Here is a 24,373-nt window from a genome sequence, read left to right as displayed (position 1 = left end):
GATAATCGCCCCGCGATCCACTGTCTGCGTCAGGCTTATAAGCATTTATACTCTCGAATTATTTTTTGCAGTCTGGGGTCGATTCTCCGGTCGATCGTCCGCTAAACGCCTTCCATAGATGGTACGATGAATTTTCGTTTGGGAATTGGGACGTTGAAGGAAGAAGGAAGAGGGATTTAGGTATCTAGGACAGGGAATAAGCCGTAATACCAATTTTTTATGAGGTTGCATAGAATCCGATCCCCCCTAGCCAAGAGGGCGGGCACGGGGAGTAGGGGTCGCACCGCCCCTACTAAGGGGGGACAAGATTATTCTCAAAGTCAACCCCTACTCCCCAACAATCAGGGGGAGTAGGGGGTATGCGAGGGGGATCGAGATATGTGCAACTTCACATTAAATTGGTATAAGGTGTGCGATAAGTACCTAAATATAAAGGTTCTACCTAATTCCTATCTGGCTCAAAATTTCCTCGGTTTGTTTTAAATAAAATTTTCATAAATTCCATATAAATGCTGTAGTCAACCTCGCACTTAAATACAAATATCAGGGTAAAAAAAATGGCAATTTTACACGGCAGTTGGCTCCTAGAGAAGGAAAAAAGTTGCTTATTTATTTGGGGAGAAACTTGGCGGAAACTTGGGGCAATTGAAACCCTAGAATCGGGGAGGAATTTACCGCATCCCTTAGCAATGACAGAATCTGAATTTAAGATTTTCCTAAATTCCTTGCAACAGTCGGGAAAACTAAACTGGCAATTACCGGAAACCGCAGAAACTCCACCGGAAAAAAGCAAAAAAACTAGGCGATCGCCCAAAACTCCCAAGGAAGAAATCAGCGCACCCAACTCCTCAATTCAAAGGGAAATTCGGGCGATCGCACTTCCCACCCAAATCTCAGAATCGAACGCAAGTTTGATGCCGCAGCACTCAGCAGCAGCACTTGATGAGGAACCCGCTAAAACCGAGGAAATTTACCTTTATCCCTGGCAAGTCGAGGGTTTTTGTCTCAACCCTCAAGCAGCTTTTGTTTTCTTGCAATCACTACCGCTTAACAGCACGGAACCAGACTCTTTTGTCGGCTCTGATTTGCGTTTTTGGTCTCATATTGCTAGGTGGAGTTTGGATTTGTTGGCAAGATGCAAATTCTTGCCTGGATTGGAGAAACAGTCCGACGGTTCTGCTATTGCCAAATGGCAACCGCTGTTAGATAGTTCTACAGACATACTCCGCCTCAGCACTTTTGTCAAGCAAATGCCGACGGCTTGCAGAACATATCAATCGAAGGAAGAAGGAAGTTCGGCAACGGATTCTGTAACGGATGTAACGGATGTAACGGATGTAACGGATGCCAGGAAGAAGGAAGAAGGAAGAAGGAAAAAGGAAGAAGGAAGAGGGAATAAGGAAGAGGGAAGAGGGGAAAAGGAAGAAGAATCCAGTCAATTACATTTAGCGGTGGATTTGCCGAGGGGGGCTGAGGAATTGGTGTTAGGCTTTTTGAGCAGTATTGTAGATAGTCAAGTGCGATCTGCTGGTAGCTCTACTTTAGACATCAAAGCAGTTTCTCCTGTGCGCGACTGGCTGCAAGCTTTGCAGCAGGAATCTGGGAGAGTTCAAGTAGAAACAACAGCATTGGAAAACTTGGCAACCAAGCTGAGTGCTTGGACTGCACCGCTGCAAAACCAATTATCTCAACAAAGTCAATTTCGCACTTGCTTTCAACTCATACCGCCGTCTCCTGGTAAAGCCAACTGGAGTTTAAATTATTGCTTGCAAGCTGCAGATGAAGCGGAATTTTTGGTAGACGCGACAACTGTTTGGAACAACTCAGTCGAGCGTTTGGCTTATGCGGGGCGGACAATAGAATTGCCTCAAGAAACTTTGCTCAGCGGCTTGGGTTTAGCCTCGAAACTTTATCCGTTAATTGAACCGAGTTTGCAAGCACAGCGGCCTCAATCTTGCCAATTAAATCCGCTGCAAGCTTACGAGTTTATTAAGTCTGTAGCTTGGCGGTTTGCTGATAGCGGGTTGGGCGTAGTTTTGCCGCCGAGTTTGACAAAGACGGATGGTTGGGCGAGTCGTTTGGGTTTGAGCATTCAAGCGGAAACTCCGAAAGTGACTCCGGCGAAAGGCGGGTTGGGATTGCAAAGTCTGCTAAATTTTAAGTGGGAATTGACGATCGGCGGACAGCGCCTTTCTAAGGCAGAATTTGACAGATTGATTGCGTTGAATTCGCCTTTGGTGGAAATTAACGGCGAGTGGGTGGAGTTGCGCGCGCCGGATGTGAAAGCTGCTCAAACTTTTTTTGCCAGCCGCAAAGAGCAAATGACTCTTTCTTTGGAGGATGCTTTGCGTTTGGCGTCGGGCGATTCTCAGATGATCGAGAAATTGCCTGTGGTTAATTTTGAGGCTACGGGTCAACTTCAGGAATTGTTGAATACTTTGAGCGATAATCAAGCGGTAAGTGCGATCGCAACTCCGGCTAGTTTCCGAGGACAATTGCGGCCTTATCAAGCGCTAGGAGCAGGCTGGTTAGCATTCTTAGAACGCTGGGGTTTGGGCGCTTGTCTCGCGGACGATATGGGACTTGGTAAGACCATCGAGCTAATTGCTTTCCTTGTGCACTTACAGGAACAAGATGCCCTAGAAGCGCCAACATTACTGGTTTGTCCGACATCGGTATTGGGCAATTGGGAGCGGGAAGTCAAGAAATTTGGCCCGACGCTAAAAGTGTTAGTTCACCACGGAGACAAACGCGCTAAAGGAAAAGCATTTGCAGCGGGAATTAAGGGAAAGGATTTAATAATTACCAGTTACGCGCTGGTGTTTCGCGATGCGAAGGAATTTCAAGGCATTAAGTGGCAAGGATTGGTTTTAGATGAAGCGCAAAATATTAAAAATTCCGAGGCTAAGCAGTCGCAAGCGGTGCGGCAAATCGAGGCATCTTTTAGAATTGCGCTGACAGGGACTCCGGTGGAAAATAGACTGCAAGAATTGTGGTCAATTTTGGAGTTTCTGAATCCTGGCTATTTGGGGCCGCGCAATTTCTTTCAGCGCCGATTTGCAATTCCGATCGAGAAATACGGCGATAGGGAATCTTTGCAGACTTTGCGATCGCTCGTTCGGCCTTTCATCCTCCGCCGCCTGAAAACAGACAAAGAAATCATCCAAGATTTGCCCGAAAAACAGGAGATGACTGTATTTTGCGGGCTGGCAAATCAACAGGCGGTATTATATCAGAAAATAGTCGAAGAGTCAATAGCTGAATTAGACTCAGCCGAAGGTATTCAACGCCGGGGAATGATTCTGGCTTTGCTGGTAAAACTCAAGCAACTTTGCAACCATCCGGCTCTTGTGAAAGCAGAAGCTAAGCCGAAAGAATTGGAGATTAAGAGTCAGGAATCGGGGAAATTGCAGCGGTTGGTGGAAATGTTAGAAGAGGTGCTCGCTGAGGGCGATCGGGCTTTAATTTTTACTCAATTTGCCGAATGGGGAAAACTCCTGAAACCTCATCTAGAGCAGCATTTAGGGCGAGAAGTTTTGTTCTTGTACGGAGGAATTCGGCAACAGCAGCGGGAAGAAATGATCGATCGCTTCCAGCACGACCCCCAAGGCCCGCCGATTATGATTTTATCTTTAAAAGCAGGCGGCACAGGTTTGAACTTAACCAGAGCAACCCACGTTTTCCACTATGACAGATGGTGGAATCCCGCAGTAGAAAATCAGGCAACTGACCGCGTATTTCGCATCGGTCAAACTCGCAACGTGCAAGTCCACAAATTTGTCTGCACAGGTACGTTAGAGGAGAAAATACACGATATGATTGAAAGTAAGAAAGCTCTAGCCGAACAAGTTGTCAGCGCCGGGGAAAACTGGCTCACCGAACTCGATACAGACCAACTTCGCAATTTACTAATCCTCGATCGCAATGCTATCATAGAAACGGAAGAAGAATAATATGATTAATTACCAATTCCCAACAGCACGACACGGATGTCACGGATACACGGATAGCTGTTTTTTCCTTTCTGACTCCAGCATCCTAATTACCAATGCCCAAGGCCCGATGCCCAATTCCCAATTCCCAAATAAATGATTGACAGAGAATGGTGGACACAACAGTGGTTAGATTTAATCAATACCTACCGCTTCAAAAAGCGCTTAGAACGTGGCTGGCAATACGCGCGCGAGGGTAAAGTTCTCAGCATTAAATTTCCCAATCAAGAAGTAATTGCCATAGTTCAAGGAACCGATCCAAAACCCTATCAAGTTTCTTTAGGACTCGACACATTGAGCGATGAAGATTGGGATTATGTGATTGAAAATATGTCGCAAAGAGCAGTTTTTTCAGCTAAACTGTTAGCAGGAGAAATGCCGCACAATATTGAAGATGTATTTGCAGCAGCGGGCAAAACGCTATTTCCGTTAAGTTTATCTGATATTCGATCGCGCTGTAGCTGTCCTGACCCCCAAAACCCTTGCAAACACATCAGTGCAGTATACTACTTATTGGGCGATCGCTTCAGTGAAGACCCCTTCGTACTCTTCCAACTGCGCGGAAGAACTAAAGAGCAAATATTGACCGCACTCCGCCAAAGACGGGGTAAGGAAGGAGAGGAAAATACCCAGCTAAACAAGGGTGAAAATTCCCCTACTGCGAATTCTAAATTGCCGAAGGTCGATCGCTTTTGGGAATACAATCAGCAGCTAGAATCATCTTTAGTAGTCATTGTTCCGCCGCCCAGCAGCGAAACAGTATTAGATATCTTAGGCCCAATTCCCCTCGCAACCGACGGAAAAGGAACGGCTAGCAAATCCTCGCCCGCATCAGACGCCCTGAAGCAGCATTTTAGCAAAATCTACCAAGCAGTTAGCCAGCAAGCAGTTTTAGCAGCACTGAAACGGAGCGAAGGAGATTAACATAATTTATTCGCAGAGATGATACTAGGAAATATGGCTGATAACAAATCAGGCTTTAATACCCATTTTATTCTTTAGTCCATCTTTGGTGGAACGAGAGTTTGTCTAGAATAGATTTCAACCGACGAGTCTTACTTTTTGCAATTTCAGTTTACACTTCCCGCAAATTACTCATAATCTCTATCAATTCCTGGGGGCGTTTAATCAAAAAATCGGGATTGTGTGCAGCCAAAGCCTCCTGAGAATTAAAACCCCAACCTACAGCAATTACCTTAATTCCTGTTTTTCTAGCAGCGTCTATATCTCTAATCTCATCTCCCACGTAAACGACTTGTTTAGGATTTATATTTTCTCTTTTTAGCCAGCTATTAATAACTTTATGTTTGCCAAAAGTTGAACCAGAGTAAATAAATGTAAAAGTGTCTGGCAAACCATTTTTTTCCAGCGATGCCAAAACGTTTTCTCTGGAATTAGATGTGATTATTCCCAGTTGAAATCCCAGTGTTTTTAACTCCAGTAAAACTTCTTTAATCCCCGGAAATAATTGAATATTGGGAATTTCGGTGCGTAACTCTGCTTTCAACATTCTAATCAACAGCGGGAATTTGAAGATAGAAATGCCCGAATACTGAAGAATTTGCCAAGAAGTTAAATTGCTGAGTTGAGCGATTTGGTCTTTGGTGGCAGACTTAAAGCCTAATTCTACTGACAAACGGTTGGTGATGCTTAGAAGAATATCGATTGTATCTGCTAAAGTACCGTCAAAATCAAAAATAATTACTTTGGTCATTGGACAATAGCAAATAAGGAACGGGGAAGCATACAATTTTAGATTTTAGATTTTAGATTTTAGATTTTAAATGGGAATGATTTACTGCATAATGTATTGACTTTTAGCGATGCGTTTTAGATTTTAGATTTTAGATGGGAATGACTTACTGCATAATTTATTAACTCTTAGCGATGCGTTTTAGATTTTAGATTTTAGATGGGGGAATGACTTACGGCAGAATGTATTGTCTCTTGGCGAGCCGTAAACACCCTAGGGTTATTATCTATAGGGTAAAGTGCCTCCTAAGCACGAAATTCTCAACTTTTAAGGGTTAATTTGATTGGCTTTCGCATTTCGCCGCAGCATTTCGGGTTTTATGCGCCGCAGCGCCGAAGCGGTAAATCTGCGGTTCCATTCCTCGTCGGAAATGTCGGCTAATTCTGCAAGTGTCGGCGCTATATTTTCAGGATAAGGCTCAAAGTCGGCAACATCAGTTGGTTTAGCAAATCGCTGATTCCAAGGACAAACATCCTGACAAATATCGCAACCTGCTACCCAACCTTGTAAATTAGATGCAATTTCGTCGGGCAATTTTTCGGCTCGATTCTCGATCGTGTGATAAGCTATACATCGATCGGCATTCACCACAAAAGGCTCAGTAATTGCTCCCGTCGGACAGGCCTCAATGCAGCGAGTACAAGTACCGCAATGTTCCGTATGAGACTCATCGGGCGCTAACTCCAAATTAGTCAAGATTTCTCCCAAAAACACCCAAGAACCGTATTCGCGCGAAATTACATTACCATTTTTGGCAATCCAGCCAATCCCCGCACGTTGCGCCCACATTTTATCCTGAATCGGCCCAGTATCAGCATAATACCGCGCTTCAATTCCCTCGCCTTGCGATCGCACCCAATTTGCCAAAACCTTCAGTTTTTTGTGCAGGATTTTATGATAATCCCTTCCCCAGCCGTAGCGAGAGATTTTGGCATATTCGGAACCGCCTGGGCGTTGGTGAGGCGTGTAGTAATTGATGGCGACACATATTAAGGACTTCACCTCTGGCATTGCAGCGCGAATATCCTGACGTTTCGGGTTAGCCATCCATGCCATATCCGCCTGATAGCCTTTATCCAACCATGCCTGCAACCTTTGTGCCTCCTTGTCAGTGCCGCAGTCTACCAAGGCTATCCCGACTTTGTGAAATCCCAACTCAAGGGCTTTTTCCTTAACCAAAATGCTGCTAATTGGCGCTTTCATTTGACACCAGGCAAATATTTACCTTTTGTATTGACTATTTTGATTTTATATGATATGCAAAGCGATTTTAACGATCGGCTTCCTAAATAAACTAATTCGGCGCACAGTCTAGTGACGGCGATCGCAATTTACCAAACCATTGATCATAGTTTTATAACTCAGCTATATGTAATTTCTATTTGCAAACTTTAACAAAACGTTACATGATGTTAATTAAGGGAGCTTGAGGTTTCCTAACTCAAGTACCTCACTAAAACCACAAATCCCAAAGCATACACATGGCAGTTAGTATTCAATCAGCTCAATCTATCTTCTCGAACACCGAGATTGCGAGCGTTGTTCCGGCTACCACCGAAGCATTTTACAAACTCAGCGTTGAAGACCAACTCGCACTACTCTGGTATGCCTACACCGAAATGGGCGTTTCCATCACCGCAGCCGCTCCCGGAGTAGCCAGCATGGCGCTTGTTGAAGGCATCCTGAGCGAAATCAAGCAAATGTCGCCGGCTGCTCAAAGCAAAACCATGTTTGACCTAGCCAGCAACGCCGACACAACAATTGGCCGGATTTACACTTCTTTGCGCGTCAACACCAAACTCGGTTTCTGGTACGAGTTGGGACAGTTGATGAAACAGGGCGTTGTCGCTCCGATCCCCGCTGGCTATCAAATGTCTCCCGAAGCCACCCAAGTCCTTGAAACCATCAAGAAACTAGATCCAGGCCAACAAATTACCGTACTTCGCAACACCGTAGTTCACATGGGCTACGACCCAGATTTCAGCCAAGAGTACGGCAAACGCTCAGCCCCCCGCAGCACTCCCACCGCTCCAGAAGAGCGGGTGAAAACCCAAATTGAGGGTATCAGCGAGCAGACTGTCCTCAGCTACATCGACTACATGAACGCCTTCGACTTCACCCCAGCCGTGGGTTTATTTGCTGAAGAAGGTGCCCTGCAACCACCTTTCCAAAAGCCGATCGTCGGTCGCGACGCTATCCTCAACTATATGCGGGAAGAGTGCATCGGACTGAAAATGATGCCCCAGCAAGGCGTATCAGAACCCGCAGAAGATGGCTACCGCCAAGTGAAAGTCACTGGCAAAGTCGAAACTCCCTGGTTCGGCGCGAATGTGGGCATGAACATTGCGTGGCGGTTTATGCTCGATCCCCAAGGTCAAATTTTCTTTGTGGCGATCGACTTGTTGGCATCTCCTAAAGAATTGCTCAATTTGATCCGCAAATAGAATATTCGGGTTCGGTCTGTCAAACAGACTTGGCTAGAAACCCAGACGCCTGACGGCATCTGGGTTTCTATCATTTTAGATTTTAGATTTTAAATTTTAGATTCAAGAATTGAACGATTGGAAATGGCTGATGGTATCAGGGTTTGCAGCTTGGCTACACTGGCATTTTTTGAAATTAGTATTGATTTCGGTCGATCGCTCTGAAAGCTGCGATCGACGCTCTCCGGTTCCTCCTTTTTTCGGAGAATTATTTTCCTGGCCCTACTTATATCTTTTGAGGGATTTGCTGCGACAAAGAGAATGATTACAGTATACTCATTCATCTAAAATCAATTCTTTTATGACCGCAACAACTCGACCTATTATAACTAGCTCTATAAAGATTGCCGGCATCACAAACCCAACGGTACTGCGATATTTTGAAACTTTAAACGCGGGCGATTTTGACGCGACGGCTAATTTATTTGCCGATGACGGGGTTCTGCACGCGCCGTTTGAAGAGCCAATTATGGGTAGCAGCTCGATCGCCACTTATCTAAAAACAGAAGCGCGAGGAATGAAGCTTGAACCCCAGCAAGGTGTCACCCAAATTTTAGAATATGGCAATGTTGAAGTTCAGGTCAGTGGCCGGGTGCAAACTTCCGCATTTGGTGTTAATGTCGGATGGCTGTTGTTGCTCAATTCTCACCAAAAAATCCTTTCTGTCACCGTCAAACTGTTAGCTTCTCCCCAAGAATTGCTAAATCTGCGGTCGCAGACGAAATTTGATGTTTGATAAGCTGTTTCACATTTAAATTGTCTATTTTGGTTTTACCTGTCGATCGCACGTAATAGCTAAAATCGTGCGATCGACAGGTAAATCGGCTTTTTATCGCCAGAATGAGGCAGAAACCGGGTTTTTATTCAAATCTTTGGTGAAGTGCCACTCACGGTATAAAAATCCCGTTTCTGGGGTATTTGTGCGATCGGGACTGTACCCCTACAGTCTTACAGTCTCGCCTTGGGCTGACCGAAAGCATCCAGGATACCCGCCACGTGATTCATTCCGAAAGCAGACTCAGAACCCAGAAATAAAAAACCTTTATCCGATGAAACTTGCCCCCCGAATTTATCTCGCGCAAGTCAATGCTTCAATTCTAAAATCTAAAATCTACAATCTACAATCTAAAATCGATTGACGATACTGCACGAAAAAGTGGCTGTCACCGCAGCGCGTGCGACAGACAGCCAAAGCGAGTCTAAAAGTGCATTGCCAATCACTAATCACTCAGGACTAATGACTAATGACTAACGACTAATTAAGATTTTTCCGGCAAACTCGCTTCCAACTTGAGACAGTTGCGACCGTCGATTTGCAAAGTGTAGTCCACCCGATCCATAAGTCTGCTCATAATCAGCCAGCCGTAGCCGCTTTCCTGTTTAGCTTCCGGCATCGGGGGATTGTAAGTATCCATTTCGTAACCTTTACCGTAATCCCAAATTTCTAAACCAATATCCCTATTTTTTAAATTCAAGCGAATTAACACGGGCAAATTGGGTTGATCTTTGTGAGCATGGCGGATCACGTTAGAATAGGCTTCTGCTAACACCAAGCGCAAACGATTCGACTGACGCGGCCAATCGACGTGCTCTCCTAGCTCTACTTCCAAACTGCTCAGCAACCAATTTTCAACAATTGTTAAAAACCGCAAGTCGCTTGGCACATGAAGCTCAGTATTCATAAAAAAATCCCGTAAGTTTGAAAACCCCTGTGTCTTCACACCAGGTATGAAACACGACGCGCCGAATGGATTCGGCCTCAATACTTGTCACTAATCGGGGGATACTAGCCTTTTCTGGTTAAAAATCAGGCATTCGTCATTTGGTATAAGGCAGAAGTTAAGAGTATAGTTGAAAACTTTTGTTATGAGTCTAAAGCCCACTAACAATTGATAATTATACCGAGACTGCAAGCAGCGAGGTATAAAAAATCTGTGTTTCAATCCTTGGCTTTTAAGAAGCGTTGGTTTTTTCTGACGAATGCCTTCTACCTTAACCCTTGACAGGTATTTAATCCCCCAGGAAAGCGATTCAGGAAACTAGCTGCGCCATCGCCGGCTAGGTTTTTTACTGTGGTTTTTGACTGTTGACGATAACGCCGTCCTTTGCAGGACTACTCTATGGGCCCTCAACAAGCAGGGCTTAAGTTTTTTCGGCGCTCACCCCCGACTATGCGTCGGGAGTCGCTGACAGATTCAAAGAACCTCCAGAGAGAGTATGGTTTGGTCGTCTTCCTGAACGGGATTGTCGGCTCGGATGTAAGCCAACAAATTGTCCAAGTTGAAAGAACCAGGTTCCTGAATCAAGAGTTGCCAAAGCCCTTCTTGTTGTAGCATAGAACGGGTTGGTACACCCCCTGCGACCGCTTCAGTCGTCACGCTAGCTTCAGTAATTCCGTCACTCGTCAGCAGAAATACATCTCCTGACTTTAATTCGATCGTACCTGCTTTGCCTCTCCAAACTGGTAGTATCCCCAAGGGAATGCCACGAGCTTTCAGGAAATTCGGCTCGGCTGGCGTTTCACCGCTAGCGGCTTGAGCTTTCACCTCCGAGTGAGACCAAACAATCGGGTAAATGTGACCGGCATTAGCAAATGCCAGGTGTCCGGTTGACGGAGTGTAACGAGCTACAACCATTGTAATAAAATGGTTGTTGCCGATCAGGTCGTCAGACATACTGCTATTCATATTGTGCATAACTCGATCGGGCTCTGGAGAAACTTCTTGGGAAAGTTCCCGACGCATCACCGAAATCGCGCTCGCCATAAATAGAGCAGCCGGAACTCCCTTACCCGAAACATCTCCCACCGCTATCCAAATATCCCCTTGGGAGTGGACGTAGACTTCAAAAAAGTCCCCACCCACTTCCCGCGCGGGATAACAGCAAGCTTGCACCCTGACAGTTTCAAAATCCGGCCAACTTTGGCGCAACAAGTTTGTTTGGATTTGGCGAGCCACTTCCAACTCGTTTTGCATCTGCTTGGCTAAATCCAGAGTGCGCTGATATAGCTTAGCTTGAGACAGGGCGAGAGCAGCTTGAGCTGCTACACCTTCTATTAACTCTATCTCTTCTGCTGACCAAGGGTTAGTGCCGCCAATCTGGGACAAAGCCAGTACCGCCAGCAATTCTTGCTGGTAAGTCAGGGGCACGGCAATCTCAACCGAGTTCCCCTGCCCCCCACTGTTGGAGTTCACTTGAGTTTGGCGGGTGGCTACAGCTTGAACCAGCAAATTTTCATCAAAAGAAAAGCTACTGGCTTCAGAGGTTTGGGCTTGGTAGGGGAAGGTACTCGGCAATAGTCGATCGGTCTCTACCGGCCGCAGCATACAATAGTTGGCCTCAAAAGTTTGACCTACGGTTTGAACAATAGTTTGTACCATACTAGAGTAATCTAGCGACCCGCGAATCACGCTCATTACCTCATTGAACAGAGATTCCTTGCGTAAAGCGCGGCGCAATGCAACGCTGCGCTGCTTGTAGTATTTGTAAGTTTCTGAGGCTTGATTGATCACCAATTTGAGTTCTTCTGGATTCCACGGTTTGGTGATGTATTTGAAAACTTGACCTGAGTTGATGGCCTCAACCAAATCTTCAACATCGGTGTATCCCGTTAGCAGAATCCGAATCGTATCGGGAAATCGCTCGACTGTTTTCCCCAAAAACTCGGTGCCATTCATTTCTGGCATTCGCTGGTCAGATATAATCACCGCCATCTCGCCCTGTTCGTCTAGAACTTCCAGGGCGCTGAGGGCGCTATCTGCTTTGTAAACCTGAAAGTCGCGTCGAAACGTCCGGTACAATAAATCCAAGTTGTCGGGTTCGTCATCGACTACCATCAGTTTCAGCTTGCTTCCATCTCCCCGACTCATCTTTCTTCCCCCTTGAAAACCCCCACCATAGCTGTATTCAGCAAGGTGGCGGGAGGAAAAGGAGGGCTGGATATATGCAACATATCAGTTACGTCAAGTTGAGTTAAAGAAACCCGTTTTACCTCAAGGTGAGCATTCCTTTCGCACCATCTGTTCGCACAGATGAGAGGCTTTCGATACTGTAACCCGCCTCGGTAGGCCGCTTCAATAGGGAAAATTCCCGAGTCAGCTTTAACGCTGTGATACGAGCAATGACCTTGTTAGCAGTCGGTACTTTTCTAAACACACCAGCATTCAAAACGGCTAATTAATGCTCTGATTGCAGAGTTCTTAACTAGCTGGGCACTGTCCTCGGTGTGAATTTTAACACTTACTACTAACGCAAGTATTGCTACCTAAGTCTGGTCAACACCGGCTGTATTTCAAGCCCCACTGTACCCGGAGGGTTAGTGGTGGGTTGTTGGCGCTATTCCCTACATCTTTGCCGCATCGTACTTGATTGCAGGATGCAAGTCCTCTTAATCTCTGAACTTTTTGCAGCAAGCATATTACTACTGCCGAATCAAGCTAATCTTTCTGCCAGTCTGAGCTTAGCAGAACGAGAGCGGGGATTTCTAGCGACTTCTTCGGATTGTGGCACGATCGGCTTTTTTGTCAGTACCTGCAAATTGGGTGTTCCTCTGAGTTGGTGCTTGACTGGTCGGTCTTCGAGACTGTGAAAGGTAATGATTCCGATTCTCCCACCGGGTTTTAACCACCGTGGGGCAAGGTTTAGGAAAGTTTCTAAAGAAGCGAGTTCGGAGTTGACGGCTATCCTTAAAGCTTGGAAAGTACGGGTGGCCGGATGGATTCTGCCGTTGCGCTGCTTGGGGGGGAAGCTGGAGGCGATCGCCCCTGCAAGTTCTGTTGTAGTTTGAAAAGGACGGCTTTGCACAATCCGCCTCGCGATGCGCCGCGACAGTCGCTCCTCGCCGTACTTGTAAATAATATCTGCTAGTTTAACTTCTTCCCAGTGGTTGATAATCTCTTCTGCCGTCAAAGATTGCTGCTGGTTCATACGCATATCTAGTTGAGCTGGGTGGCGAAAACTAAATCCCCGTTCCGGTGTATCGAACTGAGCAGAGCTGACGCCCAAGTCTGCTATGATACCATCAAATTCGGCCTCTGGGGACTGATATTCAGCAAAGTTGCCGTGCCAAAACTCAACGGGCGAGTTGGCAAATCGGGCTTGGCAAAAACGGATGGCTTGTTCATCGCGGTCGATCGCCACCACTGTAACATCTGGCGCCGCCGCTAAAATCAAACTCGTGTGTCCGCCGCCCCCAAGCGTCGCGTCCAAATAGCGGCCGCCTGGACGCACAGCCAAACCCGCAATTAATTCTTGACCCAAAACTGGAACGTGATAGGTGTCAATACTGACATCCGATCCAAGGGTCTCCTTCTCAGAGAGCTCGATATCCTTCATAATCATAAAAGCCAAACAAAAATCAACAATAGCTAGTAATCATTAATTCATTTAATTATGTCAAGAATTGAGACTAGAACCGAACCGATGGTGCTCAACATGGGCCCGCACCACCCTTCCATGCACGGGGTACTCCGGCTAATCGTCACCCTGGACGGGGAAGATGTGGTGGACTGCGAGCCTGTTTTGGGCTATCTGCACCGGGGGATGGAAAAAATCGCCGAAAATCGCACCAACGTGATGTACGTGCCCTACGTGAGCCGCTGGGACTACGCTGCGGGGATGTTTAACGAAGCGGTGACAGTGAATGCACCGGAAAAGTTGGCAAATATTGCTGTCCCCAAACGGGCTAGTTATATTCGGGTAATCATGCTGGAGTTGAACCGGATTGCTAACCACTTGATGTGGGTAGGGCCGTTTTTGGCGGACGTGGGCGCGCAAACTCCTTTTTTCTATACTATGCGCGATCGCGAACCAATTCTCGACTTGTGGGAAGCAGCGACCGGTTATCGCATGGTGAATAATAACTATTTCCGCATCGGCGGAGTCGCCGCCGATTTGCCTTATGGTTGGGTAGATAAGTGCCAAGATTTCTGCGATTATTTCGTTCCCAAAATTGACGAGTACGAACGTTTAATTACCAACAATCCAATCTTCCGCCGCCGGATTGAAGGCTTGGGTACGATTTCCCGCAACGAAGCGATTAACTGGGGACTTTCGGGCCCCATGTTGCGCGGTTCCGGCGTAAATTGGGATTTGCGGAAAGTTGACCATTACGAATGTTATGACGACTTCGACTGGGAAGTTTGTACCGAAGCTGCTGGCGATTGTTTAGCCCGGTATTTAGTACGGATTCGGGAGATGCGCGAGTCGGTTAAGATTATCAATCAAGCCTTAAAAGGACTCCCCGGCGGCCCTTACGAGAATTTGGAAGCGAAGCGCTTAGAAAGCGGGCCAAAATCTGAATGGAATGGTTTTGACTATCAGTTTATTGGCAAAAAAGTGGCGCCGACTTTTAAGATTCCCAAGGGCGAACATTATGTCCGCGTTGAAAGCGGCAAGGGTGAGCTGGGGATTTATATTATCGGGGATGATACTGTGTTTCCTTGGCGCTGGAAGATTCGGGCTGCGGATTTTAATAATTTGCAGATTTTGCCTCACATTGTGCGCGGCGTGAAGATTGCCGATTTGGTGGCAATTTTGGGGAGTATCGACATTATTATGGGCTCGGTTGACAGGTAGATCCGCTGTTAGCAGTAAGGGCTTTAGTTATTAAACGAGTATGACTAAAGCCCTGACTGTTAATAATGATAGAGTAACATTTAAAGAACAAAGAGGTTGCAGAATGAATGTCAGCAAGCAAGAGTTCTACGTCATTATTGAACGAGATGAAGATGGCTATTATGTCGGGGAAGTCCCACAGCTAAAAGCCTGTTATAGCCAAGGTGAGACTATTGATGAGTTGATTGCGAATATTAAAGAAGTTATTGCACTTTGTTTAGAAGAAGAGGGTAATGAAAAATTACCTGAATTTGTAGGTATTCAAAGGGTGATGATTTAATGCCAAAACTACCAGCTTTAATAGGAAATACAGTTATTAGCGCCTTAGAAAATGCAGGCTTTCAGACGATTAGACAAAAGGGCAGTCATGTGCGAATGATCCATGCAGATGGACGGGTAGTAACGATTCCTGTCCATGCTGGCAAAACCATAGGTAGAGGTTTACTCCGCAAGATACTGCGGGATGCAGAACTCACAAGGGAAGAGTTTATAGCACTACTCGAATGATTTTGTTCAGCTTGATTAAGTGCCTCATAAAAATTATGACATCCCAGCAACCAGATATCAATGACAGCAACCCGGATCTCTGCGCTTTAATCGGCGAAAGAATTGCCGCAACTCCCCAGCAGCGTATTACTTTTGCTGAATATATGGATTTGGCATTATATCATCCGCAGCACGGTTATTACAATAGCGATCGCCCGTCGATCGGCAAACAAGGCGATTTTATCACGTCGTCTCATTGGGGTGCTGATTTTTCGGAGGTTTTGGCGGATCAGTTTGTAGAAATGTGGGAATTTCTCGTTAGCGGAGCCCTCGAAGAGGATCGCCCTTTCAATTTCGCGATCGTAGAAATGGGCGCTGGGCGGGGAAATTTTGCCGAAAATGTGCTGCAATATCTGCAACGGCAACATCCCGATTTCTTTCATATTTTAGAATACATTATTATTGAAGTTTCCCCTGGGCTCCAAGCGGAACAGCGGCAAACTTTAGCCGATATTAAGTGTGTTAAGTGGTGTAATTGGGATGAGATAGTTAATAATTCAATAGTCGGTTGTTTTTTTTCTAACGAGTTAGTGGATGCTTTGCCAGTGCATCAATTCATTCTGGAAGAAGGGCAAGTTAGGGAGATTTATGTTGCCGCAGAAACCCCAAAAAATGAACAAGAAGAGATAAAATTTGTTGAAGTAGTTGGCGAAGTTTCCACCCCTAAAATTGCCGAATATTTGGATTTGGTGGGCATCGATTTGTCGGCGAGTGCTTATGGCGATGGTTATCGCAGTGAGGTGAATTTGGCTGCTTTGGACTGGATGAGTACAGTTGCTAAAAAGTTGCAGCGGGGATATTTGTTAACTATTGATTACGGCCATCCGGCGCACCGCTATTACAATCCGAGGCGCAGGGAGGGGACGCTACAGTGTTATTATCGCCACCGATATCACAGCAATCCTTATATTAATGTGGGGCGGCAGGATTTAACGGCTCATGTTAATTTTACGGCGTTGGAAAGGCAGGGGGAATTGTGCGGTTTGGATGTGGTAGGGTTTACTCAGCAGGCTTTGTTTTTGATGGCGTTGGGTTTGGGCGATCGTATTGCTTCTCTATCAACAAATCATGCGGAAGTATTGGATGTGGCAACGTTTTTGCGGCGACGGGAGGCTTTGCATCAGTTGATCGATCCGATGGGTTTGGGCGGTTTTGGGGTTTTGGTGCAGTCGAAGGGGTTGAGGGAGGAGGAAAAGGGGAGAATATTGAAGGGTTTGATGGTGCCTGATTGATTATTTTAGATTGATTATTAACTAATTAAGCTGTTTTTTAACCGCACGAGCGATTAAAGGCGCTTTCTTTTCTAACCCTTCTAAATTAAGTTCCTTCTCTAGATACATCCGATACCACTCCTGACGTTGTTCTATAACCCATTCACTATTCTGAATCTGTAACTTTTTGAGGGTAAATTCGGCTCGGTCGCGCTGGTGGGAAGGAATCGCATCAGTCAAAATCAACTGACAAGAAGGTAGGATAATCTCAAACCAATTATCTTCTACTTCAAACGGATCGAGAATTTGTCTATCGTAAGTTCCTTTGCAACTATTTACCCGTTGCAAAGCATAGCGATAGTTTTTCCAGTCATAAATCAAATGCCGATTTTCGGCTTTACTTTTACTCAAATAATGATCTACAGTACCCATCCGACTCGGTATGTACATAACTGAATAGCCACAAAGATTTTGGAAGTCTTTAGCTAATTGAGGTTTGAAGGTAGACCAAAAATCTTTTGGTTCTTTACCAGGATTTTTAACTAACCAATTATTGCCGGCTTGTCGCACTTGTTGCTCAAAATCCGGTGGTTCCGGTGGCGGAGTAAATCGCATCATCTTTACTCTACCTCGGTGCTCACAATCCATCGCGGCCAGAAGCGATCGTGTTCTGGTAAAACTCGCAGGAGTTCCTGATGAATTTGATCCTTAGTTCTGAGGTATTCAGGAAAAGTTTCCATGCTTTCTCCTCGCATGAAGGTATACGCAGCCTCAATCGCTATTTCTGCTTCGCGGGAACGAGCCTGTTTTAACCCAAAAATATCTGAAGTTAGCCAGCCAACAGCATCGCCATGTTTTGTCCAAGGAACTTCATTAAGAGTTACATCTTTACCTTGTAACTCAAACAAAAATAACTTATCTTGCTCCTCATCAAATTCAGGCTCGATTGAGGCAAGTAGCAGCGGAGAATGAGTTGTAGCTATTAGCTGAAGTTTCATTTCATTTTCGAGGTTTGTTGCTACTTCTAAGATAGCTGGCAAGATTGATCGTTGCCACTGTGGATGTAAATGAGCTTCAACTTCATCGATTAAAAGAATTATCTTATCCAGAGGTTCTTGTTGCCGCAACTTAGAAGCCATTGTGTGTTCATACCAAGTCCATACTAACAAATAAGCTAATCCTAAAATTCGCTTGATGCCCGCTGATGCGTATATAATCGGAACATTGCCATAGGGAAAATTTAAGGTAGGAATCTCACGCACATCCTCAACAGAAACCCTGATTGGTTCTCCCGGTTCCATCCATTCATCAGCATCGGGAGAAAGTTGTTTAATGACGCGAGATAATAGTTGGAATTGAGATCGGTCTGGTTGACGTTGCCAGTTCACCCAATCATGAATTAGACCATTACAGATAAATTTTCCTTCGGAATTAATCAATCCATTCCAAAGACTATCATAATTGAAGTGATAAGCTGCTAAGCGATTACGGGCAGGATCTAAGACTGAAAATCCATCAACACGGACGTAAATAATTAACCCTTTGAAACTAGAATACTTGCCACTGTCTAACCACTTTTGTTCGGAAAAACTAAACAGACTTCGATATTTATCGGATTTTTTTTGATTGCTTAAACGAGAAGTGATTTCCGGGGAATTGCCCTGTCCCTGCTGTGGCCAAGCTGGACTATCCGCCCATTTTCCAGTTAGTACCCACCAAGCAACATCAAGCAAAAAAGTTTTCCCCAAACCATTGTCGCCAGTAAATAAATTAATGCGATCGGCAAATTCTACATCGAACTGGGGGGCGGTTCCGACTTGTTTTAGATGAAGTTCTTTCAGCATTTTGAATATTCACTCTATCAGCTACATAATTAGCTCAATATTTAGAAATATTGTACTATAAACTACTTGCTGATTATAAAATATTTTCACTTGGTTCTAATTCAGCCCATTTTAATCGTTCTTGAATTGACATCCCCTGCAACTTTTTACTCATTTCATATAAATCCACTTTCGGATAATCCCCCTTAAATAGCGGAATTAAAGACTCAACAACAGCAGCGATTCCCTGCGGTGGCACTGCATTTCCAATCTGCCGCCGCACTTCAGTCGTAGAACCTTCAAAAACAAAATCATCGGGAAATGTTTGCAATCTTGCCCTTTCACGATTTGTCAAAGAACGCGGTTCTAAATAATGATAACCCCAAGTTCCGCCACCTCCACCAGCAATGATTGTCGATGATGGTTTATCTGGATGAATTCGCCGATAAACGTGACTGATCATGCCTTTGACATAGTATGGACTATCCTTGGGAATATCAGAGAAATTGCCTCCCGGTTTAATTCGATTTAAAATTTCAACGGTGCGGGCTTGAATTTTATGATGTTGGTTATTGTCAAGAACTGCTTCCACATTTTTGAGTGCTTCGCCCGCTGTTCGATAAGGATTTTTGCGATTTTGACCGTATTCTGGCTGAGGATGCACAAAGTTAAATCCTGTATCCATCCGAATGCCAACTAATAACACTCTTTGCCGAACTTGCGGAACTCCGTAATCCGCAAAGTTGTAGAGTTTAGGTTTAACTAAGTAGCCCGGAGCTATACTTTCAAAGTCCGAAATTATTTGTTTTATTGCTTGATAATTATTTGCACTTAATAAGCCTTTGACATTTTCTGCTACAAAAGCTTTGGGCTTTTTTTTGTTGACAAAATCGAGAAAGTATGTATATAAATTGCCTCTGGTTCCTTCAAGTCCGGGGCGCTTCCAAATTAGGGAGAAATCTTGACAGGGAAACCCTCCTATACATATTTCAGCTTCGGGAACTTGTGCAATGTCTATATTTTCTATGCTGTCGTTGATGATGACATCAGCAATGTTTCTGCTGAATGTTTTGCAGGCGTATTGATTGGAGTCGATCGCCCAAACTACCTCAAATCCGGCTTGATGGAATGGCAAATCCATGCCGCCACAACCAGAAAATAAGGATATGAGTCGCGGTTTTTTTGTCCAGGCGATCGGCTGGAGACGTTCTATTAACATAGGAGTACAAAGTTAGCCAAGGGCGGGCTGGATGCCCCCACCACAAGAGTGTCATCATACCAAAACACGATCGAACTCGACTCATCAATTGATATTTCACTCTTCATCATCTAACTCGATCCCCGCTTGACGCAGTTTTTCGGCCAATTTTTCCGCGCGGAGTCTTTCGCGATCGGCCCGTTGGCGTTCTTGTTCTACTCGTTCTTCCGACCAAAGCAACAATTCGCCTTCAGGATTCCACCACCTCAACCAACAGCCTGTCCTTCCTTCGTGCGTTCCTTCCCAAATACCTAAAAATAGGTTTAATCCCGGTATCCAATAACGTCCGTTTTCATCAGGTTTTTGCAAGTTGTAGTGCTCTGATTCTAAAGCGTAAACTTCTAAATGAGCTGTTTTGGCTCGGAATATGACGTATCGGGGAACTTTGATTACTTGCTCGTAAAAATACCACTTTCCCACCCGCGAGGTAAATTCAACCGAGTATTCTTCTCCATAGGTTTCTGAAAGAAATTCCATCACGATTTGGGGGATGGTTCCTTCTGTGTGTGGCGTGTAACTGCGGCGGACTTCCGAGACATTTTTTGGATTGACGGGTTTCACGTACATCCAATCTGGTGCTTTGCAGATAATACGCTGTTCGTCGCTGCTTGAACCTGGGAAACTTATGCCGGCACACAAGGCAAAGTTGGAAACAATTAAGGCATCCTGCATTAATTCAGGAAATCCTGTTAGCGGCTGGCGCAAAGCGGCAGCCAACAATGGTTGGCTTTCGTCTTCTACGGGGTCGTCTGGTAGCTGGAAATCTTCTGGTAGTAGCGGCCAGGTGATTGTGAGTTTTGTTTCTGGGTTTTTAGTTGCTACAGACATAGTTTATCAGAGGTTAAATGTTTTAATGCTTAAATTATATCTCTTGGTTTTTGGGATTAATGTTAATGGCTTAATGACGAGGCAGAGCCTCTGGATATGCGTTACCGGGCAGAGTCAATTAGTAACGACTTAAGCCGACAGTCCGCCAGGGGTTGAAACCCCTGGCTAATAGCGAAAGTCCTCTGAAGAGGACTGAGAAGAAAACTGTTAAAATAATTAGTCCTCTTCAGAGGACTTTAGCTTTGAGGCAGGGAATTCATTCCCTGCCGGACTTAATATGCAGCTATGATCTTCTGCTGTAGCTCGTTTGTCATTGCTAGTAGTTCCGATTGGGCGATCGCACTTTGTTCGCCACTCGCCAACCACTTCAACTGTACCGTCTCGTTTTCAGCTTCCGCATCTCCCAAAACTAAACACGCAACCGCACCGCTTCTGTCGGCTCTTTTAAACTGTTTCCCGAAAGCACTAGCGCTCAAATCTATCTCTACACTAAACCCGGCACTTCGCAATTTTTGAGCTAACAATACCGATTGCTGTTCTGCTTTTTCGCCCCTGGATACCAAATAAAAATCCAACTTGGGCGCGGGCAAAGGTTGCAACTTTTGCAGCAGAATAATCAACCTTTCGATACCCATTGCCCAACCGACTGCAGGCGTATCTGGGCCACCCAATTCTTTTACTAAACCGTCGTAGCGGCCGCCTCCGCAAACTGTGGCTTGCGCTCCCAAATCGTCGGAGATAATTTCAAATGCGGTGTAGGTATAGTAATCTAAACCGCGCACTAATCGGGGATTTAACTGATAACTAATTCCTAAATTTGTGAGCATCTGCTGCACTTGCTCGAAGTGATCTCGCGATTCCTCTCCCAAATATTCTAAAATGCTAGGCGCACCAGCTACAATTTCTTGAGTCCGCTGATTTTTGCTGTCCAATATCCGCAGCGGATTGCGAGTCAAGCGGTCTTGAGAATCGGCGTCTAATTCGTCTTTGTGCGGTGTAAAATAATCTATTAATGCTTGCCGATAATTTTGTCTGTCTTGCTTATTTCCGACGGAATTAATATCGAGACGCAAATTTTTTAAACCGAGAGTTTGCAGGATATCACAGGCGATCGCAATTACTTCGACATCCGCACGAGGATTCGCACTCCCCAAGACTTCCACGCCAATTTGATTGAACTGCCGCTGTCTTCCCTCTTGCGCGCGTTCGTAGCGAAACATCGGCCCAGCATACCACAGACGCTGCACGTCTCCCGCTGCGTACAAACTGTTTTGAATAAAAGCTCGCACTACTCCGGCGGTGCCTTCTGGGCGCAAAGTAGTCGATCGATCGCCCTTATCTTTAAAAGTGTACATTTCTTTGCCTACAACATCGGTAGCTTCGCCGATGCCGCGTTCAAATAAAGATGTCTGTTCAAATATCGGCGTCCGAATTTCCCGATAAGCCGCTTTTTTCAAAATTGTTCTAGCCACTTCTTCGACATTTTGCCAATATCGAATTTCATCGGGCAAAATATCTCGCGTTCCCGTTAAAGTTTTAATTGCACTCATTTTGTTAGTCAGTAGTCAGTAGTCAGTAGTCAGTAGTCAGTAGTCATTAGTCATTAGTCCGCAGTCATTAATCATTAGTCAGTAGTTATTAGTTAACAGTCAACAGTCAACAGCTAACAATTCCCAATAACTAAGGACTTAATAATTCCCAGGCTCCGTAACGATCGCCATAATAAGCCAAAATGCGATCGACCCGCTCGCGACCTGCCAAATCGAACGCTTCAGGATACTGTATCCACAAACCCCCAATTTGGCTGTCGCTGTAATCAAACCGCTGCGACTGCTGCGGGATTAAACCGGTTTGCACCCCTTCAACTTGACGCAAATGGGTCGCCACTTCGCGATACACCGCCAGCGGCAATCCAGGGGATTGAATGTGATAGCGGAGTTGTTTTTCTTGTGCCGTTTGCATCATTTCTTTGCCTGTACCCAACCAGAAACCCTACTTAAGATACTTCTTTATCGATCGGTCGCGGTAGAGGACAGCAGTTAATATTGTCCAAACATACCTTTCCCCACTGCAACGCCCAGCGTACAAGGGTAACTCGATTGTCAGCGCGCGTCTTGTTCAAGATATTGCTAATGTGGTTGTCAACTGTACGCTTGCTAATCTCTAACTTTTCGGCAATTTTCTCATTAGTCAATCCCGCCGCTACTAACTCTACCACTTGCAATTCTCTGTCCGACAGGGTGACAGGGGTTCCAGAGACAATCCCACTCATAAATTTTTCCTATGTCTGCATATTTACCTATCTACAATTCTAGAGGATGAGGGATGAAGTATGAAGAGAAAATTAAATTTGCTGTGCTACTCTTTCGGGGCCGAAGCACCAACTCGCTTGCAGAATCGCAAAAAGTGCAAACTCAGCGCCGACACAGCATGACCCGCACCGACTTGCACTGCTGGCACCGGAGGGCGGCGGGTGAGCCCTTTACCTGCGCGCATCTGGCATCCGGGCCAAACCCGCAGGTGTTTTCAGGTAAAACAACTGATACGCCCGCACTGCACTTGTGCGTTGAGCGAGTAACTGCCAGTATCAATAAGTCTGATATTATCGAAAAATTGGGTCTAAAACCTCCCCCTTCTAGGGGGACTTTACTTTTGTTTCACTTTAGCTTACCATAGCAAATATAGTTTGGTAAGTGCAATGTTAAAAGCCTGCAAGTACAGAATCTATCCGACTCAAGAGCAATCTATATTGCTTGGTAAGTCGTTTGGATGTGTACGGTGGTTTTACAATTTTGCGCTTAACCTAACCAGTGAAACTTACAAAGCAACAGGTAAGGGTTTAAGTCGAAACGACATCATTAATTTGTTACCTTCGCTAAAAAAAGAATATGAATGGTTAACAGAACCACCTTCACAATGTTTACAGCAAGTAGCATTGGATTTGTCTAGTGGTTTTTTGAACTTTTTTGAGAAACGGGCTAAATACCCAAATTTTAAGAAAAAGGGACAAAAGCAATCTATCCGATTTCCACAAGGAATTAAATTAGATGGCGACTATCTCACGTTGCCTAAACTAGGTAAGGTTTACTGCAAAGTATCTCGATTGCTCGAAGGGAAGTTAAAATCTGTTACCGTATCGCTAAATCCATCAGGTGAATACTACGCCGCTTGTCTCTACGATGATGGTAAAGATAAGCCTGTTTCATCATCAGAGGGAAAAGCTATTGGTATAGACATGGGGATAAATTATTATGCAATTACGTCCGACGGGACTAAGCATGGCAACCCCAAATATTACCGTAAATATGAAGTTAAATTAGCCAAGAGACAAAAGCAACTTAGTCGCAAACAAAAAGGGTCTAGCAATCGTAAAAAAGCACGGATTAAAGTTGCTAAAGTGCCTTCAAAAATCACCAGATGTCGTGAAGATTTTCTCCAAAAAGTAAGTCGTAAATTAGTTGACGAAAACCAAGTCATAATTGTAGAAAATCTGGCAGTTAGAAACATGGTAAAAAATTCCAAACTAGCTAAATCAATCAGTGATGCTGGATGGGGTAAATTTTGCACCATGTTGAAGTATAAGTCAGAGTGGGAGGGAAGAATCTATATCGAAATCGATAGATTTTTCCCCAGTTCCAAAACTTGTAGTAACTGTTTACATCAACTAGATAACCTGAGTTTAGATATTCGTAGCTGGCAATGTCCCAAATGTCAAACGGTACATGACAGAGACATTAACGCCGCCATGAATATCCGCGATGAAGGTTTACGACTTTTGGCGGGAGGGCATCTCGCTAACGCTTCCAGACGACGTGTAAGACCATCTAAAGGCACTGCTTTTAGAGGCAACGTTGGATGAAGGAA

23 protein-coding genes are annotated in these 24,373 nt (G+C 45.0%); 10 read left to right on the top strand and 13 right to left on the bottom strand.

All coding sequences use genetic code 11. From position 1 onward, the window contains the following. Positions 1–557: 557 nt before the first annotated feature. Both QUB12_RS09025 and QUB12_RS09020 read left to right on the top strand, forming a co-directional pair. The gene (locus tag QUB12_RS09025) at positions 558–3,953 is read left to right on the top strand and encodes a DEAD/DEAH box helicase (protein ID WP_333145312.1); all 3,396 of its coding nucleotides are present in this window, start codon (positions 558–560) and stop codon (positions 3,951–3,953) included. A 135-nt stretch (positions 3,954–4,088) separates the two neighbouring features. Further along, a complete protein-coding gene (locus QUB12_RS09020) occupies positions 4,089–4,916 on the top strand; it encodes an SWIM zinc finger family protein (protein WP_333145314.1) in 828 nt (275 codons plus the stop codon). A 151-nt stretch (positions 4,917–5,067) separates the two neighbouring features. On the opposite strand, the gene QUB12_RS09015 is transcribed toward QUB12_RS09020, so the two are convergent. Continuing rightward, entirely contained in the window at positions 5,068–5,706 is a 639-nt protein-coding gene (locus QUB12_RS09015; protein ID WP_333145315.1) for an HAD-IA family hydrolase, read from the bottom strand. Between the two features lie 306 nt (positions 5,707–6,012). Beyond that, on the bottom strand, positions 6,013–6,948 hold the full coding sequence (gene queG, locus QUB12_RS09010; RefSeq protein ID WP_333145316.1) for a tRNA epoxyqueuosine(34) reductase QueG: 936 nt from the start codon (positions 6,946–6,948) through the stop codon (positions 6,013–6,015). A gap of 278 nt (positions 6,949–7,226) precedes the next feature. Here queG and QUB12_RS09005 point away from each other — a divergent pair, with 278 nt between their 5' ends. The 3 genes from QUB12_RS09005 to QUB12_RS08995 all read left to right on the top strand — a co-directional run bounded on the left by QUB12_RS09005 (position 7,227) and on the right by QUB12_RS08995 (position 8,964). After that, positions 7,227–8,189, top strand: a complete 963-nt coding sequence (locus QUB12_RS09005; RefSeq protein ID WP_333145317.1) for an orange carotenoid protein N-terminal domain-containing protein — start codon at positions 7,227–7,229, stop codon at positions 8,187–8,189. A 109-nt stretch (positions 8,190–8,298) separates the two neighbouring features. Continuing rightward, positions 8,299–8,493 carry a hypothetical protein gene (locus tag QUB12_RS09000; protein ID WP_333145318.1) on the top strand — a complete coding sequence of 65 codons (195 nt, stop codon included), beginning with the start codon at positions 8,299–8,301 and terminating at the stop codon, positions 8,491–8,493. A 36-nt stretch (positions 8,494–8,529) separates the two neighbouring features. Further along, complete coding sequence (locus tag QUB12_RS08995) at positions 8,530–8,964, top strand: nuclear transport factor 2 family protein (RefSeq protein ID WP_333145319.1); 435 nt, start codon at positions 8,530–8,532, stop codon at positions 8,962–8,964. 523 nt (positions 8,965–9,487) lie between these two features. Here QUB12_RS08995 and QUB12_RS08990 read toward each other — a convergent pair. From QUB12_RS08990 to rsmH, 3 genes are all read right to left on the bottom strand, one after another. Beyond that, positions 9,488–9,910 carry an anti-sigma regulatory factor gene (locus QUB12_RS08990; RefSeq protein ID WP_333104293.1) on the bottom strand — a complete coding sequence of 141 codons (423 nt, stop codon included), beginning with the start codon at positions 9,908–9,910 and terminating at the stop codon, positions 9,488–9,490. A gap of 513 nt (positions 9,911–10,423) precedes the next feature. Next, positions 10,424–12,097 carry a SpoIIE family protein phosphatase gene (locus QUB12_RS08985; RefSeq protein WP_333145320.1) on the bottom strand — a complete coding sequence of 558 codons (1,674 nt, stop codon included), beginning with the start codon at positions 12,095–12,097 and terminating at the stop codon, positions 10,424–10,426. A gap of 562 nt (positions 12,098–12,659) precedes the next feature. Next, entirely contained in the window at positions 12,660–13,562 is a 903-nt protein-coding gene (gene rsmH, locus QUB12_RS08980) for a 16S rRNA (cytosine(1402)-N(4))-methyltransferase RsmH (protein WP_333145321.1), read from the bottom strand. A 57-nt stretch (positions 13,563–13,619) separates the two neighbouring features. On the opposite strand from rsmH, the gene QUB12_RS08975 reads away from it, so the two are divergent. Genes QUB12_RS08975 through QUB12_RS08960 form a run of 4 tightly spaced genes read left to right on the top strand, consistent with a single transcriptional unit; the run spans position 13,620 to position 16,621 of the window. After that, positions 13,620–14,804, top strand: a complete 1,185-nt coding sequence (locus QUB12_RS08975) for an NAD(P)H-quinone oxidoreductase subunit H (RefSeq protein ID WP_333145322.1) — start codon at positions 13,620–13,622, stop codon at positions 14,802–14,804. A gap of 40 nt (positions 14,805–14,844) precedes the next feature. Then, the gene (locus QUB12_RS08970; protein ID WP_333145323.1) at positions 14,845–15,123 is read left to right on the top strand and encodes a type II toxin-antitoxin system HicB family antitoxin; all 279 of its coding nucleotides are present in this window, start codon (positions 14,845–14,847) and stop codon (positions 15,121–15,123) included. Beyond that, positions 15,123–15,350: a type II toxin-antitoxin system HicA family toxin gene (locus QUB12_RS08965; protein ID WP_333145324.1), complete on the top strand. Its 228-nt coding sequence runs from the start codon at positions 15,123–15,125 to the stop codon at positions 15,348–15,350. Before QUB12_RS08970 ends, QUB12_RS08965 begins: the two co-directional genes overlap by 1 nt. A 35-nt stretch (positions 15,351–15,385) precedes the next feature. After that, positions 15,386–16,621, top strand: a complete 1,236-nt coding sequence (locus tag QUB12_RS08960; RefSeq protein WP_333145325.1) for a class I SAM-dependent methyltransferase — start codon at positions 15,386–15,388, stop codon at positions 16,619–16,621. Positions 16,622–16,642: 21 nt separating this feature from the next. On the opposite strand, the gene QUB12_RS08955 is transcribed toward QUB12_RS08960, so the two are convergent. The 8 genes from QUB12_RS08955 to QUB12_RS08920 form a co-directional block, all read right to left on the bottom strand. Further along, on the bottom strand, positions 16,643–17,218 hold the full coding sequence (locus tag QUB12_RS08955; RefSeq protein ID WP_333145327.1) for a hypothetical protein: 576 nt from the start codon (positions 17,216–17,218) through the stop codon (positions 16,643–16,645). Positions 17,219–17,220: 2 nt separating this feature from the next. Beyond that, positions 17,221–18,444: an AAA family ATPase gene (locus QUB12_RS08950; RefSeq protein ID WP_333104285.1), complete on the bottom strand. Its 1,224-nt coding sequence runs from the start codon at positions 18,442–18,444 to the stop codon at positions 17,221–17,223. Between the two features lie 73 nt (positions 18,445–18,517). Then, entirely contained in the window at positions 18,518–19,642 is a 1,125-nt protein-coding gene (locus QUB12_RS08945) for a DNA cytosine methyltransferase (protein WP_333306435.1), read from the bottom strand. Between the two features lie 96 nt (positions 19,643–19,738). Further along, on the bottom strand, positions 19,739–20,509 hold the full coding sequence (locus QUB12_RS08940; protein ID WP_333306432.1) for a Uma2 family endonuclease: 771 nt from the start codon (positions 20,507–20,509) through the stop codon (positions 19,739–19,741). 272 nt (positions 20,510–20,781) lie between these two features. Beyond that, positions 20,782–22,059, bottom strand: coding sequence for a histidine--tRNA ligase (gene hisS / locus QUB12_RS08935; RefSeq protein WP_333145330.1), 1,278 nt, complete (start codon positions 22,057–22,059; stop codon positions 20,782–20,784). 130 nt (positions 22,060–22,189) lie between these two features. After that, positions 22,190–22,471, bottom strand: coding sequence for a hypothetical protein (locus tag QUB12_RS08930; RefSeq protein ID WP_333145331.1), 282 nt, complete (start codon positions 22,469–22,471; stop codon positions 22,190–22,192). 34 nt (positions 22,472–22,505) lie between these two features. Next, entirely contained in the window at positions 22,506–22,781 is a 276-nt protein-coding gene (locus tag QUB12_RS08925; protein ID WP_006633901.1) for a photosynthetic electron transport-dependent transcriptional regulator PedR, read from the bottom strand. A gap of 86 nt (positions 22,782–22,867) precedes the next feature. After that, positions 22,868–23,005 (bottom strand): hypothetical protein, encoded by a 138-nt coding sequence (locus QUB12_RS08920; protein ID WP_333301020.1) that lies wholly within the window; start codon positions 23,003–23,005, stop codon positions 22,868–22,870. 202 nt (positions 23,006–23,207) lie between these two features. Here QUB12_RS08920 and QUB12_RS08915 point away from each other — a divergent pair, with 202 nt between their 5' ends. Then, positions 23,208–24,368, top strand: coding sequence for an RNA-guided endonuclease TnpB family protein (locus QUB12_RS08915; protein ID WP_333145332.1), 1,161 nt, complete (start codon positions 23,208–23,210; stop codon positions 24,366–24,368). Positions 24,369–24,373 lie beyond the last annotated feature (5 nt).

The organism is Microcoleus sp. B7-D4 (genome assembly GCF_036705125.1).
Taxonomy (GTDB): Bacteria; Cyanobacteriota; Cyanobacteriia; order Cyanobacteriales; family Microcoleaceae; genus Microcoleus.
The sequence above is the reverse complement of the archived record's forward strand: the minus strand, read 5'-3'. Positions and strand labels throughout refer to the sequence as shown.